This window comes from Microbacterium suwonense, assembly GCF_030296555.1.
GTDB classification, from domain to species: Bacteria; Actinomycetota; Actinomycetes; order Actinomycetales; family Microbacteriaceae; genus Microbacterium; species Microbacterium suwonense.
Map to the genome: position 1 here is coordinate 20,243 of NZ_AP027728.1, position 15,325 is coordinate 35,567.

A 15,325-nucleotide genomic window follows, 5' to 3' on the forward strand; every position below is an offset into this window, starting at 1 on the left:
TACGCTAAAGGGCGCTCAACGACAGCACCAGCGAAGATACCTGATGAAGCATTAGCATCGCTTATGTGAGGATCGATGCGCAACTGGCTGCCACCGTCGCCGCAGCCATCGACGAGGGCAGCTTCGACGCCGCCGCCCGGCGCCTGCACATCACCCCCTCGGCGGTGAGCCAGCGGATCAAGGCCGTCGAGCAGCAGCTCGGCCGGGTGGTCGTCGTGCGCTCTCGACCGGTGCGCGCCACCGAGGCGGGGAGGCCCTCGTCCGACTGGCGCGGCAGGTCGAGCTGCTGGAGCACGATGCCATCGCCGGCTTCGGGCTCGCGGATGCCGAGGGGGAGCAGGTGCCCCGCATCCGGGTGCCGCTCGCCGTGAACGCCGATTCGATGGCGACCTGGTTCCTCGCTCCGATCGCGCGCGTCGCGCAACGGCATCCGGTCGACGTCGACCTGCACCGCGACGACCAGGACTACACCGCGCGGCTGCTGGAATCCGGCGAGGTGATGGCGGCGGTCACCAGCGAGTCCGATCCGGTCGGCGGAAGCGCGGTGACGCCGCTGGGGGTGCTGGAGTACCGTCCGATGGCGACGCCCGACTACATCGCCCGGTGGTTCGGCGGCGGCGTGAGCACCGACGCCCTGCGGTCGGCGCCGTTCGTGGACTTCGATCGGCGCGACAGCCTGCAGCAGGACTGGCTGCGGGCCAAGGGAGTGGACCCCTGGCAGGTGCCACGCCACTACGTGCCGGCCTCCCACGACTTCTCTCAAGCCGTGCGGCTGGGACTGGGCTGGGGACTCATCCCCTCGCCGCAGGCCGGGGCCGACCTCATCGACCTGGGCGGGCCGCCCACGCGGGTGCCGCTGTACTGGCAGCAGTGGAACCTGAGCTCCCCTCTGCTGGACGCGCTCGCCGCAGAGATCGTCGCCGAGGCCCGCCGCGTGCTCTCCCCGCTCTGACCCGGTGCGCGGGCCGGCAGCGCGTGCGGGCAGCGCGGCTGGCAGTGCGCGCGGGCAGCGCGTGCGCGTGACGGCGAGCGGGTTCAGTCCGAGAGCGCGAGGGCACGGAACATGTCGCGCTCGCGCAGGGCGCTCCGGCGACTCGGGGTCACGGGCTCGCGGGCCGGCGGCAGTTGTCCGGTGGTGCGATGGTAGAGCTCGTCTATCAGCCGGTTCGCCAGCCCGACCAAGCGGCGGATCTGCGTGTCGTCACGATCGATCCACACGCTCTTGGGCTCGTCGTGCACCGGCTGGAAGTCGACGTGCTCCTCCCAGACGAACAGTGTGCGCTCCGCCCCCAGCACGTACTGCTGCCACCACACCTGGCGCAGGTAGGTGCGCGGGATGGTGTGCCAGGACTTGTTCGTGGTCTTGATCTCGGCGAGCAGCACGCGTCCCTCGCCGTCGACGCACACGCCGTCGGGCGTGGCCAGGTGGCGCTTCTCCACCTCGGCGCGGAACAGCGCGGAGGAGGGCAGGATGCCGTGTGTCGCGGCCACCCAGGAGGCGATCTCCGGTTCGCGCCGGCGGCCGTGATCGGTGTACGCGTTGCCGCCGAACCGCGGGCCGTGGCCGAGCTTGGCATCCGCCGCCCTGGCGATCGACGACTCTCCGGAGAGCCCTGCGACGTCGGTCGCGGTGATGCCGCGTGCCCGTGCTCGAAGCCAGGCGACCCGATCGCGAGAATCCGCGATGATGCGCGCTTCGAGTTCCGGGGTCACCCCTCGAGGCTACCCCCGCCCCCGGCATCCGCCCGCCCGCACACACCGCTCGACACGGCATCCGTGGGCGCGGTGTCTGCCCCTCCACGCCGCCCCTGCTCGCCTACCGCGCCCCTGCTCATTCACGTGAATGAGCAGGGGCGGCGAAGCTCAGCAGGGGCGGTGACGGAGATGACGTGCCACGACCGGGTGCCGCGCGGCACTCTTCCTGCACAATGCAGGGCAGTGCACGAACTCGTCGTGAGCCTGTGGAGAGCTCCGAATCAGGCGAGAGGATGGCACAGGATCGGGGGATGCCGAAGTCCATCGACGTCACCCGGGCACGTGCGCTGATCCTCACCCGAGCGCAGTTGCGCGGACGTGGGCACTCCGAGCGCGACATCGAACACCTGGTCGCATCGGAGGTGCTGCGTCGCGTGCGGAACGACCGCTACGTGGCCGTCGACGACTGGAGAGGCCTGTGGAACGAGGGCCGTCATCTCGTGGAAGTCGTCGCGACGCACCTCAACTCCGCCGAGCCTGGCCCGGTCTTCTGGGGCCCCTCAGCCGCTGTGCTGCACGCGCTGCCGCTGTATCGTCTGGCGCCGAAGAACGTGCACACGGCGATCCTGGGCGCTCGTCACGGCCGCACCGTGGCCGGCGTGGTGTGGCATCGGATCCCGGTGGATTCTGCCGACATCGTCGAGATCGACGGCATCCGCTGCACTTCACTCGATCGCACGATCCTCGATCTCGCCTGTGCGAGCTCAGCACCCGTGTCGCTCTCGGCTGCAGATGCCGCGCTGCGTCGTGAGGCGGTCGTCGGGCAGGTGCAGGACGCAGATGTCGCCGGAGAATGGCAAGCACGGATGCTGGATCGCGCGGAGCACTCGCATCGGCCGGGGATCGTCCAGGCGCGGCGGATCATCCGCTTCGCCGACGGGCGGGCTCAACTGCCCGGCGAGAGCGTGAGCAGACTGCACCTGCGGAATCTGGGATTCGCCGATCCCGACCTGCAGGTGCATGTCGTGGGCTCCGCAGGCGATGACTACTGGCTCGACTTCGGCTTTCCGCGCTTGCGCTGCTTCGGCGAATTCGACGGCAAGGGCAAGTACCTCGACGATGAGTTGCGCGGAACGATGAGCGCAGAAGAGGTCGTCCTTGCGGAGAAGAGACGAGAAGACGATATTCGCGGGGTCACCGGCTGGCGCATGGCACGCTGGGGATCGTCCGACCTCCGCACCGCGGCGGTCTTCGGTGCAAAGCTCGCCGCATTCGGCATCCGTCCGCCGGGCTGATCGGCTTCCGCCCCTGCTCGGCTACCGCGCCCCTGCTCATTTACGTGACTGAGTAGGGGCGGCGAAGCTCAGCAGGGGCGGCGACGGAAGAGGCCTGGGGCGACGGCAGGATTTTGGGGAGAGGGGACGGATGCCGTAGAGTTGGCGTAACCGAAGACCGCCGGTCATCGTCGTGTGCGAACACGAGGATCGAAGCACTGCTCAGCAGGGGCCCGCGCAGGTGTCATAGAGAGTTTCTCCTTGAGATCCACGCTCCGTGCGCTTGCGCCGGAGCGTTTTTGTTTGAGCCGGGTGGTGGTCGAGGTCGACGTTGCGCAGCCGCGCGGCGTCCGTACACGTAAGGAGTGACCATGGCGCAGAAGGATGCAACGGTTGCCGAGCTCACGAAGAACTTCGAGAACTCGAACGCCGTCCTGCTGACCGAGTACCGCGGTCTGACGGTTGCCCAGCTCAAGCAGCTGCGCAACGACATCCGTCAGGACGCGGAGTACGCCGTGGTGAAGAACACGCTGACCAAGATCGCCGCCAACAACGCGGGGATCACGACGCTGGACGACGACCTCAAGGGTCCGTCGGCCGTCGCGTTCGTGCACGGTGACTTCGTCGCCACTGCCAAGGCTCTGCGTGACTTCGCCAAGGCCAACCCGCTTCTCGTGATCAAGGGCGGCGTGTTCGAGGGCAAGACCCTCGACGCCGACGAGGTCAACAAGTACGCCTCGCTCGAGAGCCGTGAGGTTCTGCTGGCGAAGGCTGCGGGCATGATGAAGGCGACGATGGGCAAGGCTGCCGCCACCATCGACGCGCTTCGCGAAAAGCTGGAGACCGCAGAGGCCGCGTGAGCGACCAGCGTTTTCCTCACCCAAACCCCATTTATTAGGAGATACATCATGGCGAAGCTCACCACTGAGGAGCTGCTGGAGCAGTTTGCTGGCCTTACCCTTGTCGAGCTCAGCGAGTTCGTGAAGGCGTTCGAGGAGAAGTTCGACGTCACCGCTGCCGCCCCCGTCGCCGTTGCCGGCGCTGCCGGTGGCGCAGGCGAGGCCGCTGCCGAGGAGGAGAAGGACTCGTTCGACGTCATCCTCGAGGCTGCCGGCGACAAGAAGATCCAGGTCATCAAGGCTGTCCGCGAGCTCACCTCGCTCGGCCTCGGCGAGGCCAAGGCCGTCGTCGACGGTGCCCCCAAGGCCGTCCTGGAGGGCGCCAACAAGGAGGCCGCCGAGAAGGCCAAGGAGGTCCTCGAGGCCGCTGGAGCCACGGTCACCCTCAAGTAATCACGCCTCGCAGCGTCGATACTTCCAGAAGGCCCCGGGACATCCCGGGGCCTTCTGCTATGCACGGGGAACGGCCGTCGATGCGCGCACGACGAGTTCGGAGGGCAGCACGCGCTGCACGGATGCCGCATCCGGCGCCTTGATGTGCTGGCGCAGCAGCTCGACGGCGGCCCGGCCCTGGGCGCGCGGCTGCTGCCGGACCGTCGTGAGGGTGAACATCTCAGCATGCTCATGATCGTCGATGCCGACGATGCTGAGCTCGGCAGGCACAGACAGGCCGAGCCGCCGCGCGGCGATCATGGCGCCGATCGCAGCCTCGTCGCAGACGGCGAGCACGGCCGTGGGGCGATGCTGGCGGTCGCCCAGCATCCGCACCCCTGCCTCGTAGCCGCCGGGCATGGTCGGCGCCCCTTCGGCGAATCTGATGTGCGATTCCAGATCGGCCGCGGTCATCGCCGATCGGTAGCCGGCGCGTCGCTGCTCGTCGCCGTAGGCATGGGTCGCGGCATCCGCCCGTCCGCAGAGGAAGACGATGTCGCGGTGCCCGAGGTCGATGAGGTGCTCGGTCGCGATGCGCGCGGCGGCGGCGTCGTCGATCGAGACGGCGCTGGTGTGCTCCCGGTAGGCGCCGACGCTCACCAGGGGCGAATCGACCTGCACGAGCCGCTCGAGTTCGCGGGCGCTGGGCTGGATGCCGACGGCGATGATGCCGTCCAGGCGCCGGCGGGGAGTACCTTCTCGAAGAGGCGCGCTCGTTCGGCGGTGCCCTCGCCGATGCCGTACAGCACGAGATCCAGGCCGGATGCCAGCAGCTCGTCCTGGATGCCGGCGAGCAGCTCTGTGAAGAACCAGCGGTCCAGTGCCGGCAGGATCACCCCGACAGACAGCGAGCGACCGGTCGCCAAGCTCATCGCCGAGGAGTGCGCGATGTAGTCCAGCTCGCTCGCAGCGGTCAGCACCCTGGTGCGTGCGGCATCCGAGACGTAGCCGCCGCCGCTGAGGGCGCGACTGGCTGTGGCTTTGGAGACGCCGGCGCGCGCGGCGACATCGGCGATCGTGCTCATGAATCCTCCGGAGGGGCTCTCGACAGCGTATCCGGATTCGGGTGTCGAAGGGAACCGGTTCCACAGGTTAGGCTTTGGGAGCGCTCCCACGAAACGCATCACGTCTCCACAACGGTTGTGAAGATCTCTGTGCGTGGCGTTGTGAAAGGGCGCCCAGGGCAAGTAGGTTGTCCTGGAATCGGTTCCTCAAGGGCAGCGGAGATCGCCGCCCGTGAGGGACCGGGATCCACCCAAAGAGGAGAAAACACATGGCTTTGTCACAGCGATACCGCCTTCTCGCTCCCCTCGCTCTGGTCGGTGCGGCTGCGATCGCCCTGACCGGGTGCGCGGAAGCGACACCGGGCGGCGGCAACGGCGACAGCGACGGCAAGACGACGATCCGCATCTCCGGCGGCATCACCGGCTCGGAGGCCGAAGACCTCAACAAGTCGTTCGAGCAGTTCACCAAGGACACCGGCATCAAGGTCGAGTACACCGGTGACAAGAGCTTCGAGGGCAACATCGTCACCAAGGTGACCGGTGGCGACGCGCCCGACATCGCGATCGTCCCGCAGCCCGGCCTGCTGAAGACCCTGGTCGAGACCGGCAAGGTCAAGGAGGCGCCGGACAGCGTCTCGAAGGCAGTCGACGAGAACTGGTCCGAAGACTGGAAGAACTACGGCACCTTCGACGGCACGTTCTACGCGGCGCCGATGCTCGCCAACCTCAAGGGCTACATCTGGTACTCGCCGCAGAAGTTCAAGGAGTGGGGCGTCGAGGTTCCCAAGACCTGGGACGAGATGATCTCGCTCACCGACACGATCCGCGAGAAGACGGGTGACGCACCCTGGTGCGCCGGATTCTTCTCCGATGCGGCCTCCGGCTGGCCGGGAACCGACTGGATCGAGGACATGGTTCTGCGCCAGTCCGGCCCCGAGGTCTACGACAAGTGGATCGACGGCGACGTGAAGTTCACCGACCCCGAGATCAAGGAGGCGTTCGACGCCGTCGGCTCGATCCTGAAGAACCCGGACTACGTCAACGCCGGGTTCGGTGGAGTCAAGAGCATCAACTCGACGGCGTTCGGTGACGTGGCGGCCAAGGTGGCCGACGGCACCTGCGCACTGACCCACCAGGCGTCGTTCCTGTCGGCGAACTTCCTCGACGTGAAGAACGCCGATGGCGAGACCCCGACGGTCGACCCCGACGGTGACGTCTACGCGTTCCTGATGCCGGGTGTCAAGGAGGGCGAGCTGAGCGTCGAGGGCGGTGGCGAGTTCGTCGCCAGCTTCAACGCCGACCCGTCCACCGTCAAGGTGCTCGAGTTCATGGCCTCGCCCGAGTTCGCCGACGCTCGCGTTGAGCTGGGCGGCGTGCTCTCCGCAAACAAGAACGCCGACCCGAGCCTGGCCTCGAGCGAGTTCCTGCAGGAAGCCATGAAGATCATGCAGGACGACAACACCACCTTCCGCTTCGACGCATCCGATCTGATGCCGTCCACGGTCGGCTCGGGCTCGTTCTGGAAGGGCATGGTCGACTGGATCGACGGCAAGTCCACCGACGAGGTGCTCGCCAACATCCAGGCGGGTTACGAGAACTGACAGCTCGCGCTAGTCTGAGCGCAACCTGCTGACAGGTGCGGGGTCGGGCACACGCCCGACCCCGCACGCACCTCCCTGGGTCGCACACCTCACGACCCAGCCGCGCCGGCGCAGGCCGGAGCCGTACCCAGAAGGGGAATCCATGTCGCAAGTCATCGTCGACGACGTACAGACGGATGAGCTGCCGCAGACCACGCACGGTGCCGATGCGAAGGGCCGCAGGCTCACGCGCACGATCGTCGTGGTCGGCTTCGTCCTGATCGCCGCTCTGTTCTTCCTGCTGCTCTTCTCGGCACCGGTCGAGGATCCGGTGCGCATCGCGCTGGGCCCGGTGTCGCTCAACACCTTCTTCATGTGGCTGGGCAACCTGCATCCGCTGCTTCAGATCCCGGTGGTGCTGGCGGTGTTCGGTGCCGTGGTGGCGGTGCTGCTGGTGCTCATCGAATACGCACCGCGTCCGGGCAGGGGCTACTTCATCATGCGGCTCGTCGCCTGCCTGGTGATCCCGCTTCTCGCCTTCATGATGCTGCGCCCCTACGCCAACGCAGTGTTCTACGTGGTGGCGATCGCGCTGCTCTCCGGGGCGCTGCTGTTCTTCGCCGACTATCGCTCCCGGCAGGGGCCGGCTACCTGTTCCAGCTCATCCTCTTCATGGCCCCGGCATCGATCATGCTGCTGCTGGGTCTGATCTACCCGGCCATCGCGACCTTCGTGAAGTCCTTCTTCGACAAGACCGGCACCGACTTCGTCGGTCTGGACAACTACGTCTGGGTCTTCACGAACGCCGAGGGCACCTGGTCTGTCATCAACACACTCATCTGGGCGCTGCTGGCACCGACCATCTCGGTCGCCTTCGGCCTGGCCTATGCGGTCTTCATCGACAAGGCCCGCGGCGAGAAGGTGCTGAAGGTGCTGGTGTTCATGCCCGTCGCGATCTCGTTCGTCGGCGCCGGCATCATCTGGAAGTTCATGTACGACTACCGGCAGGGCGACCAGCTCGGCCTGATGAATGCCATCGTCACGATGTTCGGCGGCGACCCGGTCAACTGGCTGGCGGTCAAGCCGCTGATCAACACGTTCATGCTGCTGATCGTCTTCATCTGGACCCAGACCGGGTTCGCGATGGTCATCCTGTCGGCGGCGATCAAGGCGGTTCCGGTCGAGCAGATCGAAGCGGCCGAGCTGGACGGCACGAATGCCTGGCAGCGCTTCACGAACGTGACGGTGCCCGGCATCCGATCCTCGCTGATCGTCGTGCTCACCACCATCACGATCATGTCGCTGAAGGTGTACGACATCGTCGCCGTGATGACCGGCGGTCGCGACGACACCACCGTGCTCGGCTTCGAGATGGTCAACCAGCAGCAGCGCTTCCAGAGCTACGGGCACTCCTCGGCGCTGGCCGTGGTGCTGTTCCTGTTCGTGCTGCCCCTGATCATCTACAACGCCCGATCGTTGACCAAGCAGAGGAGATCCGCTGATGACCGCCACAGAAGCCGTCGTCCTGGACGGTCGCAGCAAGCGTCAGATCGAACGCGAGACCCGCCGCAACGAGGCCATCGCCCACAAGAAGCTCACGTCGAAGGGCGCCACGCTCGCCGCGGTGATCATCGCCTTCTTCTGGACGATTCCCACCTTCGGGCTGCTCGTCACCTCGTTCCGCCCCGGTGCGGACACACAGTCGACCGGCTGGTGGACCGCCTTCACCGATCCCGCGTTCACGCTAGAGAACTACTTCGAGGCGCTGACCGCCGGTGGAACGTCGACGACGCTGGCCGTCGCGTTCGTGAACTCCCTCGCGATCACCATCCCGGCCACGGTGTTCCCGATCGCCCTCGCCTCGCTGGCCGCCTACGCGTTCGCGTGGATCGACTTCAAGGGCCGCAACCTGCTGTTCGTGTTCGTGTTCGCGCTGCAGATCGTGCCGCTGCAGATGGCCCTGGTGCCGCTGCTGAGCCTGTTCTCCACCGGACTCACGCTGGGCGATGTGGTGGTGTTCCCCGGGTTCACGCTGAACGACCTGGACTACAGCTTCGCCCGGGTGTGGATCGCGCACGCGATCTTCGCGCTGCCGCTGGCCACGTTCATGCTGCACAACTTCATCTCCGAGATCCCCGGCGACATCGTCGAGGCGGCCCGGGTGGACGGCGCCGGTCACGGCCAGGTGTTCTTCCGCATCATCCTGCCGCTGGCGATGCCGGCGATCGCCTCGTTCGGCATCTTCCAGTTCCTGTGGGTGTGGAACGATCTGCTGGTCGCGACCATCTTCGCCTCGCCGGGGGCCCTGCCGATCACCCAGGCGCTGAACTCGCTGTCCGGAACCTGGGGCAACAGGTGGTTCCTGCAGTCGGCGGGTACGTTCATCTCGATCATCGTGCCGCTGATCGTGTTCTTCGCGCTGCAGCGCTTCTTCGTCCGCGGCCTGCTGGCCGGCGCGACGAAGGGCTGACCCTCCCGCAGAACCCGTCTATATGGCGCTCGTGCACGGATTCCGACCCGAAACCGTGCACGAGCGCCATATAGCGGGGTGAAACAAACGCGGCATCCGGTGTTCCCGCGCTTAGCCTGAAACGCATGCGCTATGCCGAGAACATCGTCGACCTGGTCGGCGACACGCCCCTGGTCAAGCTCAACCGGGTGACCGACGGCATCGCCTGCACCGTGCTCGTCAAGCTCGAGTACCTGAACCCCGGCGGCTCCGCCAAGGACCGCATCGCGACGCGCATCATCGACGCTGCCGAGGCCTCGGGCCAGCTGCGGCCGGGCGGCACGATCGTCGAGCCCACCAGCGGCAACACCGGCGTCGGCCTGGCTCTGGTGGCACAGCAGCGCGGCTACCGCTGCGTGTTCGTCGTGCCCGACAAGGTCGGACAGGACAAGATCGACGTGCTGCGTGCGTACGGCGCCGAGGTGGTCGTCACGCCGACATCCGTCCCTGCCGACAGCCCGGAGTCGTACTACAGCGTCAGCGACCGGCTCGCACGAGACATCCCGGGCGCCTTCAAGCCGAACCAGTACGAGAACCCGAACGGCCCGCGCAGCCACTACGAGACCACCGGTCCGGAGATCTGGCGCGACACCGACGGCCGGATCACCCACTTCGTCGCCGGCGTCGGCACCGGGGGGACGATCACCGGCACTGGGCGGTACCTGCGAGAGGTCTCCGACGGCGGCGTGCGCATCGTCGGTGTGGATCCCGAGGGCAGCGTCTACTCCGGCGGCACCGGACGGCCGTACCTCGTGGAGGGCGTGGGGGAGGACATCTGGCCGGGGGCGTACGACCCGCAGGTGCCGCACGAGATCGTCGCGGTGACGGATGCCGAGGCCTTCGCCATGACCCGCCGACTCGCCCGAGAAGAGGGCGTCCTCGTCGGCGGATCCAGCGGCATGGCGGTGGTCGGAGCGCTGCGCGTCGCGCAGAACCTGCCCGCGGATGCCGTGATGGTGGTGCTGCTACCCGACGGCGGGCGCGGCTACCTCGGCAAGATCTTCAATGACTCGTGGATGCGGTCCTACGGCTTCAGCGAGGTGCAGGAGGAAGAGACCGTGGCCGATGTGCTGGCCGCGCGGGACACCGTCGTCAAGCAGAAGCAGCCCACCGGCCGCAGCATCCCCGCGCTCGTGCACACGCACCCCGACGAGACCGTGCTGGAGGCGATCGGCATCATGTCGGAGTACGCCGTCTCGCAGCTGGTCGTGCTCAGTGCCGAGCCGCCGGTGATGATGGGAGAGGTGCTCGGCGCGGTCGACGAGAAGGGGCTGTTGGATCGGCTGTTCCGCGGGGAGGCGCAGCCGAGCGATCCGGTTCGCGCGCATGTCGCCGCGCCCCTTCCGCTGGTCGGCATCCACGCCACGGTCGCGCAGGCGCGCGCAGCGCTGGCCGATGCGGATGCCCTGCTCGTCACGAGCGGGGGACGCCCGCACACGGTGCTCACCCGGCAGGACCTGCTGGCCTATCTGGCCCGATGACCGGCATCCGTCCGTCGTCGCATGACGTAACAGGATCGGATGCGTGGAGCGCACCGGACGTATCGTAAGGCCATGACCGACCGCGCCTTCGCCACTCGAGCCATCCACGCCGGGCAGCAGCCTGATCCGCTCACCGGCGCGATCATCCCGCCGATCTACCAGGCCTCCACGCACGTGCAGGACGGCATCGGCGGCTACCGTGGCGGCTTCGAGTACAACCGCGCGGGCAATCCGACCCGCTCCTCGCTGGAGACTCAGCTCGCCGCCCTTGAGGGCGGAGCGTCGGCGCTGTCGTTCGCCTCGGGCCTCGCCGCTGAGGACGCGCTGCTGCGCGGCATCCTCCGCCCCGGCGACCATGTGCTGCTCGGCAACGATGTGTACGGCGGAACCTATCGGCTGCTGACGAAGGTGCTCGCGCCGTGGGGGATCGAGACGACCACGGTCGATCTGCAGTCGGCGGATGCCGTGCGCGCCGCGGTGCGTCCTGAGACGAAGATCGTGTGGCTCGAGACGCCCAGCAACCCGCTGCTGAAGATCGTCGACATCGCCGTGATCGCTGAGGCGGCGCACACCGCGGGGGCGATCCTCGTGGTCGACAACACGTTCGCCTCGCCCGCACTGCAGCAGCCGCTCGCGCTCGGTGCCGATGTGGTGGTGCACTCCACGACCAAATACCTGGGCGGGCATTCCGACGTGCTCGGCGGTGCGGTGGTGTTCGGAGACGACCGCTTCGTGGAGCAGGTGAAGTTCCAGCAGTTCGCCGTCGGTGCGGTCTCGGCACCGCTGGATGCCTGGCTGACCACGCGCGGCATCAAGACGCTCGCCGTGCGGGTGCGCCAGCACAGCGAGAATGCGCAGGCGATCGCGGAGTGGGCTGCGTCACGCCCCGAGTTCGCCGACGTGTTCTACCCGGGGCTCGCCTCGCACCCCGGCCACGAGATCGCTGCACGGCAGATGAGCGGGTTCGGCGGGATGCTCTCGCTCGGTCTCTCGGCGGGGCCCGCGGCCGCTCGGGCGTTCGCCGAGTCGACCTCGGTGTTCCAGCTCGCCGAGTCTCTCGGCGGGGTGGAGTCGCTGATCGGCTACCCGCCGGAGATGACCCACGCCTCGGTGCGCGGGACCGCGCTGGCCGTGCCGGAGAACATCGTGCGGCTGTCGGTGGGCATCGAGGATGTCGCCGACCTCATCGCCGATCTCGAAGAGGGTCTGGCCCGCATCGCGGCATCCTGACCACGCTCGCGGGGCTGCCCTCGCGGCCGTGCAGTAGCATGGACTTTTCTGCGTCGAATCGATTCGGTGCAGCATCCGCCCTCTCCCGCGAAAGTCCTCAGTGACCGACGAACGCACGCCCACCGGCAGCATCCGGGCCATCACCGGAACCATCCGCACCTCCACGCCCACCGGGGCCATCCGCACCCTGGGCGTGGATCCGGCGACGGCTCCGATTGTCCTGCACCCGGGAGATGCCATCTCCACCCCGCGGCGGGTGCTGTACATCATCGTGCTGGGGGCGCTCACCGCGCTCGGACCGTTCACGATCGACCTGTATCTGCCGGCCTTCCCTCAGCTCGAGGCAGACTTCGCGACCTCGGCGGCGATGATCCAGCTCACCCTGACCGGTACGATGATCGGCTTCGCGCTCGGCCAGCTGGTGGTGGGGCCGCTCAGCGACAAGGTGGGGCGCCGGGTTCCGCTGATCGTCGTGACCGCGTTGCACGTGCTCGCGAGCATCGCCGCGGCGATTGCGCCCGATCTGCTCCTGCTCGGCGTCGCGCGCGTGGTGATGGGGATCGGAGCTGCGGCGGGCGGCGTCGTGGCGATGGCGATCGTGCGGGATCTGTTCGGCGGCAAGCGGCTGGTCGTCATGCTCTCGCGCCTTGCGCTGGTCTCGGGCGTGGCGCCGGTCGTCGCCCCGATCGCGGGCTCCGCTCTGCTGGTGGTCATGCCCTGGCGGGGTATCTTCGTCGTGCTCGCCGCCTACGGCCTGGTGATGCTCGTCGCGGTATCCACGCTGATCCCCGAGACCCTGCCGAGGGCGCGTCGACAGGAACGCGGATCGAGCACCATGCTGCAGCGCTATCGCAGCGTCTTCTCCGACCGGGTGTTCGTGGGTGTGCTCATCATCGGCGGCATGACCTTCTCGGGCCTGTTCTCGTACCTGTCGGCGTCGCCGTTCCTGTTTCAGCAGACGCACGGACTGGATCCGCAGCAGTACGGTCTGCTGTTCGCGGCGAACTCCCTCGGCGTGGTCGGCGGTGTGCAGGCCGCGTCGCGTCTGGCTGCGCGCTTCGGACCGCAGTGGGTGATGGCCTTCTCCACGGGGATGCTGCTGTTCGCCGGGACCACGATCATCGTCTGCGACCAGGTCGGCGCGGGCTTCTGGGGAACGGTCATCCCGCTGTGGCTGTTCATGACGGCCTGCGGCTTCACCTTCCCGTGCGTGCAGGTGCTGGCGCTGGACCGGCACGGCAATGCCGCCGGAACCGCGGCATCCGTTCTCGGGGCGTGCAACTTCGGTGTCGCGGCGATCATCTCTCCCGTGGTGGGACTGATATCCGTGGGCTCGGGGATCACGGCGACCACGATGGCGACCGTCATGGCCGGCTGTGCGGTGGTGGCGATCCTGTCGCTGTGGCTGATCGTGCGCCCTCGCTCGGTCGCGATGCTCGCACCCTGAGCCGATCAGCCCATCAGAGTGAGCAGCACGTGTGCGGCATCGATCGCCTCGAGCTCGTGCGGGACGGATGCCTCGACCTGGATCGATCCGCCCGCCGTCATATCGTACTCGACGCCGTCGACTCGGAACAGGATCCGCCCCGACACGACCTGCACCAGGATCGGCACCGGCGCCCGATGCTCGCGCAGCAGCGCTCCGGCATCCATCACCAGCGTCCTGATCTTGAATCCGTCGCCATCCAGGGTCCGGTGCGGGCGGACTCGACCCTCCTCCACAGGATGGGCGGCGACGAGGTCGGCGCCGGAGGCGGCGAGCAGGAGGTGGGAGGTTGCGAAGCTCATAGCCTGAGGATATCCGGCTCTTCGGACTTTCGGTGGGGGTCATGGGGTGAGGCCGCCGGCGGCGAGGAGCATGCGGAGCCGGTAGTTGTCGCGGTTGCGGAAGCCGCGGGCGAGGCGGCGGTGCAGCTCGATGATCCCGTTCACGGCCTCAGTTCCGCCGTTCGATGATCGTCCGGTCGTGAAGTACGCCAGGAACGCGGCTCGCCAGTGGCGGAGGGTGCGGCCGAGGCGGGCGATCTCGGGGATCGGGCAGGTGTGGAACGACTCGACGACCTTCTGCGCGATCCGTCGCCCCTCGGCGAGGTCCTTCTGGTGGTAGGCGGAACGCAGTTGCTGGGCGCACTGCCACGCGACGAACACCTCGTCGTGCGCGGGGTCGGCCTCGATCGCTGCCGCGAGTCTGGTCCGCTGCTTCTCGGTGAGGTTCTCGGCGCCGGCGCGGAGGATGGTCTGGATCCCGTAGAGCGGGTCGCCCTTACGACCGCGATGCCCGAGGGTGTCCTGCTGAACCCGGCGGCGGACCTCGTCGACGGCGGCGGTGCCGAGCTTGACGACGTGGAACGCGTCCAGCACGGCCGTGGCGTCTTCGAGCTTGTCGTCGATCGCGGTCTTGTAGCCGGCGAACGGGTCAAGAGCGGCGACCTTCACGTTCCTCCGGAACGCTTCGCCGCGTTCGGCGAGCCAGGACGCGTAGGCCTTCCCGGAGCGGCCAGGCACCAGGTCAAGCAGCCTGGCCCGCGTCTTTCCGGTGCTGTCGCGGCTCAGATCGACCATCCCGGTCAGCTCCTTCGGACCGCTCTTGCGGGGGTCGACGTGATGCCAGATGTGCTCATCGACACCGAGCGTGGTGACGTTCTCGAACCGGGACTCGTCGGCCGCGAGCCGCTCCAACTCAGGCTCGACAGCGCGCCACACCGTCTTCCACGACGTGCCGAGCTGACGGGCGATACCGTGCACGGTGGCGTGCTCGCGGCGCAACTGCCCGATCGCCCAGCCGACGGCGCGCGTGGTGATCGACCCGCGCCGGGCGACCAGGCCCGGGAGTTGCTCCACGAACGTCCGCCGCGCGCATCCCACCTCATCGCACCGCCAGACCCGCTGCCGCCACACAATCCGCACCCGCGTCGTCGCGGGCACATCATGAAGCACCCGTCGGCGGCGGCCACGACCGGTCGCGACGACCCCACACGAGGGACAGCCGGTCGGTGCCGCTGGCGTCGAGACCGTCACCACCAGCAGCCCGTCGCGACGGTCGACGCGCTCGACATGGACATCAGGAAGACCCAGCAGAACGTCGCAGCGGGAACACGGATCAGTCGCAGAGCGCGCAGAAGCGCACCCCGAAGTAGGGTGAAGCACGTCGAGGTCCTCGTGAAGATCAGACAGTTAGCGCTACTGATCCTCGGGGACCTCGACCCCTACCCGCCGAACAT

16 protein-coding genes and 1 pseudogene are annotated in these 15,325 nt (G+C 67.8%); 12 read left to right on the forward strand and 5 right to left on the reverse strand.

The features are described 5' to 3' along the window. Positions 1-65: 65 nt before the first annotated feature. The gene (locus QUE33_RS16325; protein WP_434019605.1) at positions 66-371 is read left to right on the forward strand and encodes a LysR family transcriptional regulator; all 306 of its coding nucleotides are present in this window, start codon (positions 66-68) and stop codon (positions 369-371) included. Further along, positions 302-952: an ArgP/LysG family DNA-binding transcriptional regulator gene (locus tag QUE33_RS00105; protein WP_350226566.1), complete on the forward strand. Its 651-nt coding sequence runs from the start codon at positions 302-304 to the stop codon at positions 950-952. The genes QUE33_RS16325 and QUE33_RS00105 overlap by 70 nt, the downstream gene beginning before the upstream one ends. 83 nt (positions 953-1,035) lie before the next feature. Here the strand turns inward: QUE33_RS00105 and QUE33_RS00110 are convergent, their stop codons facing one another. After that, a complete protein-coding gene (locus QUE33_RS00110; protein ID WP_286301218.1) occupies positions 1,036-1,713 on the reverse strand; it encodes a YqaJ viral recombinase family protein in 678 nt (225 codons plus the stop codon). A gap of 293 nt (positions 1,714-2,006) precedes the next feature. Here QUE33_RS00110 and QUE33_RS00115 point away from each other — a divergent pair, with 293 nt between their 5' ends. The 3 genes from QUE33_RS00115 to rplL all read left to right on the forward strand — a co-directional run bounded on the left by QUE33_RS00115 (position 2,007) and on the right by rplL (position 4,261). Next, complete coding sequence (locus tag QUE33_RS00115) at positions 2,007-2,990, forward strand: hypothetical protein (RefSeq protein ID WP_286301219.1); 984 nt, start codon at positions 2,007-2,009, stop codon at positions 2,988-2,990. Between the two features lie 350 nt (positions 2,991-3,340). Next, positions 3,341-3,829 (forward strand): 50S ribosomal protein L10, encoded by a 489-nt coding sequence (rplJ, locus tag QUE33_RS00120; RefSeq protein ID WP_286301220.1) that lies wholly within the window; start codon positions 3,341-3,343, stop codon positions 3,827-3,829. A 48-nt stretch (positions 3,830-3,877) separates the two neighbouring features. Next, on the forward strand, positions 3,878-4,261 hold the full coding sequence (gene rplL / locus QUE33_RS00125) for a 50S ribosomal protein L7/L12 (RefSeq protein WP_286301221.1): 384 nt from the start codon (positions 3,878-3,880) through the stop codon (positions 4,259-4,261). Between the two features lie 57 nt (positions 4,262-4,318). Here rplL and QUE33_RS00130 read toward each other — a convergent pair whose 3' ends face one another. Together QUE33_RS00130 and QUE33_RS00135 are read right to left on the reverse strand one after the other, a co-directional pair. Beyond that, on the reverse strand, positions 4,319-4,978 hold the full coding sequence (locus tag QUE33_RS00130; RefSeq protein ID WP_286303189.1) for a LacI family DNA-binding transcriptional regulator: 660 nt from the start codon (positions 4,976-4,978) through the stop codon (positions 4,319-4,321). After that, positions 4,897-5,325: a LacI family DNA-binding transcriptional regulator gene (locus tag QUE33_RS00135; RefSeq protein WP_286303191.1), complete on the reverse strand. Its 429-nt coding sequence runs from the start codon at positions 5,323-5,325 to the stop codon at positions 4,897-4,899. Before QUE33_RS00135 ends, QUE33_RS00130 begins: the two co-directional genes overlap by 82 nt. A 248-nt stretch (positions 5,326-5,573) precedes the next feature. On the opposite strand from QUE33_RS00135, the gene QUE33_RS00140 reads away from it, so the two are divergent. From QUE33_RS00140 to QUE33_RS00170, 7 genes and pseudogenes are all read left to right on the forward strand, one after another. Continuing rightward, entirely contained in the window at positions 5,574-6,905 is a 1,332-nt protein-coding gene (locus tag QUE33_RS00140) for an ABC transporter substrate-binding protein (RefSeq protein WP_286301222.1), read from the forward strand. Between the two features lie 142 nt (positions 6,906-7,047). Continuing rightward, the gene (locus QUE33_RS00145) at positions 7,048-7,593 is read left to right on the forward strand and encodes a hypothetical protein (protein WP_286301243.1); all 546 of its coding nucleotides are present in this window, start codon (positions 7,048-7,050) and stop codon (positions 7,591-7,593) included. Next, positions 7,575-8,285 (forward strand): annotated as a pseudogene (locus QUE33_RS00150) (carbohydrate ABC transporter permease); the annotation flags it as partial. The gene QUE33_RS00145 and the pseudogene QUE33_RS00150, both read left to right, overlap by 19 nt. A 100-nt stretch (positions 8,286-8,385) precedes the next feature. Next, entirely contained in the window at positions 8,386-9,354 is a 969-nt protein-coding gene (locus QUE33_RS00155; protein WP_286301223.1) for a carbohydrate ABC transporter permease, read from the forward strand. Between the two features lie 125 nt (positions 9,355-9,479). Continuing rightward, on the forward strand, positions 9,480-10,874 hold the full coding sequence (locus tag QUE33_RS00160; RefSeq protein ID WP_286301224.1) for a cystathionine beta-synthase: 1,395 nt from the start codon (positions 9,480-9,482) through the stop codon (positions 10,872-10,874). A 72-nt stretch (positions 10,875-10,946) separates the two neighbouring features. Next, positions 10,947-12,104: a cystathionine gamma-synthase gene (locus QUE33_RS00165; RefSeq protein WP_286301225.1), complete on the forward strand. Its 1,158-nt coding sequence runs from the start codon at positions 10,947-10,949 to the stop codon at positions 12,102-12,104. A 130-nt stretch (positions 12,105-12,234) separates the two neighbouring features. After that, the gene (locus tag QUE33_RS00170; RefSeq protein WP_378761348.1) at positions 12,235-13,551 is read left to right on the forward strand and encodes a multidrug effflux MFS transporter; all 1,317 of its coding nucleotides are present in this window, start codon (positions 12,235-12,237) and stop codon (positions 13,549-13,551) included. A gap of 5 nt (positions 13,552-13,556) precedes the next feature. Here the strand turns inward: QUE33_RS00170 and QUE33_RS00175 are convergent, their stop codons facing one another. Both QUE33_RS00175 and QUE33_RS00180 read right to left on the reverse strand, forming a co-directional pair. Continuing rightward, positions 13,557-13,892 carry a cupin domain-containing protein gene (locus QUE33_RS00175; protein ID WP_286301227.1) on the reverse strand — a complete coding sequence of 112 codons (336 nt, stop codon included), beginning with the start codon at positions 13,890-13,892 and terminating at the stop codon, positions 13,557-13,559. 39 nt (positions 13,893-13,931) lie between these two features. After that, a complete protein-coding gene (locus tag QUE33_RS00180; protein ID WP_434019604.1) occupies positions 13,932-15,251 on the reverse strand; it encodes an ISL3 family transposase in 1,320 nt (439 codons plus the stop codon). Positions 15,252-15,325 lie beyond the last annotated feature (74 nt).

Bases quoted from the DNA above. Each gene is read 5' to 3' on its own strand.
- QUE33_RS00115 (WP_286301219.1), top strand. From the start codon at position 2,007: ATGCCGAAGTCCATCGACGTCACCCGGGCACGTGCGCTGATCCTCACC.
- rplJ (WP_286301220.1), top strand. From the start codon at position 3,341: ATGGCGCAGAAGGATGCAACGGTTGCCGAGCTCACGAAGAACTTCGAG.
- rplL (WP_286301221.1), top strand. From the start codon at position 3,878: ATGGCGAAGCTCACCACTGAGGAGCTGCTGGAGCAGTTTGCTGGCCTT.
- QUE33_RS00135 (WP_286303191.1), bottom strand. From the start codon at position 5,325: ATGAGCACGATCGCCGATGTCGCCGCGCGCGCCGGCGTCTCCAAAGCC.
- QUE33_RS00140 (WP_286301222.1), top strand. From the start codon at position 5,574: ATGGCTTTGTCACAGCGATACCGCCTTCTCGCTCCCCTCGCTCTGGTC.
- QUE33_RS00145 (WP_286301243.1), top strand. From the start codon at position 7,048: ATGTCGCAAGTCATCGTCGACGACGTACAGACGGATGAGCTGCCGCAG.
- QUE33_RS00155 (WP_286301223.1), top strand. From the start codon at position 8,386: ATGACCGCCACAGAAGCCGTCGTCCTGGACGGTCGCAGCAAGCGTCAG.
- QUE33_RS00160 (WP_286301224.1), top strand. From the start codon at position 9,480: ATGCGCTATGCCGAGAACATCGTCGACCTGGTCGGCGACACGCCCCTG.
- QUE33_RS00165 (WP_286301225.1), top strand. From the start codon at position 10,947: ATGACCGACCGCGCCTTCGCCACTCGAGCCATCCACGCCGGGCAGCAG.
- QUE33_RS00175 (WP_286301227.1), bottom strand. From the start codon at position 13,892: ATGAGCTTCGCAACCTCCCACCTCCTGCTCGCCGCCTCCGGCGCCGAC.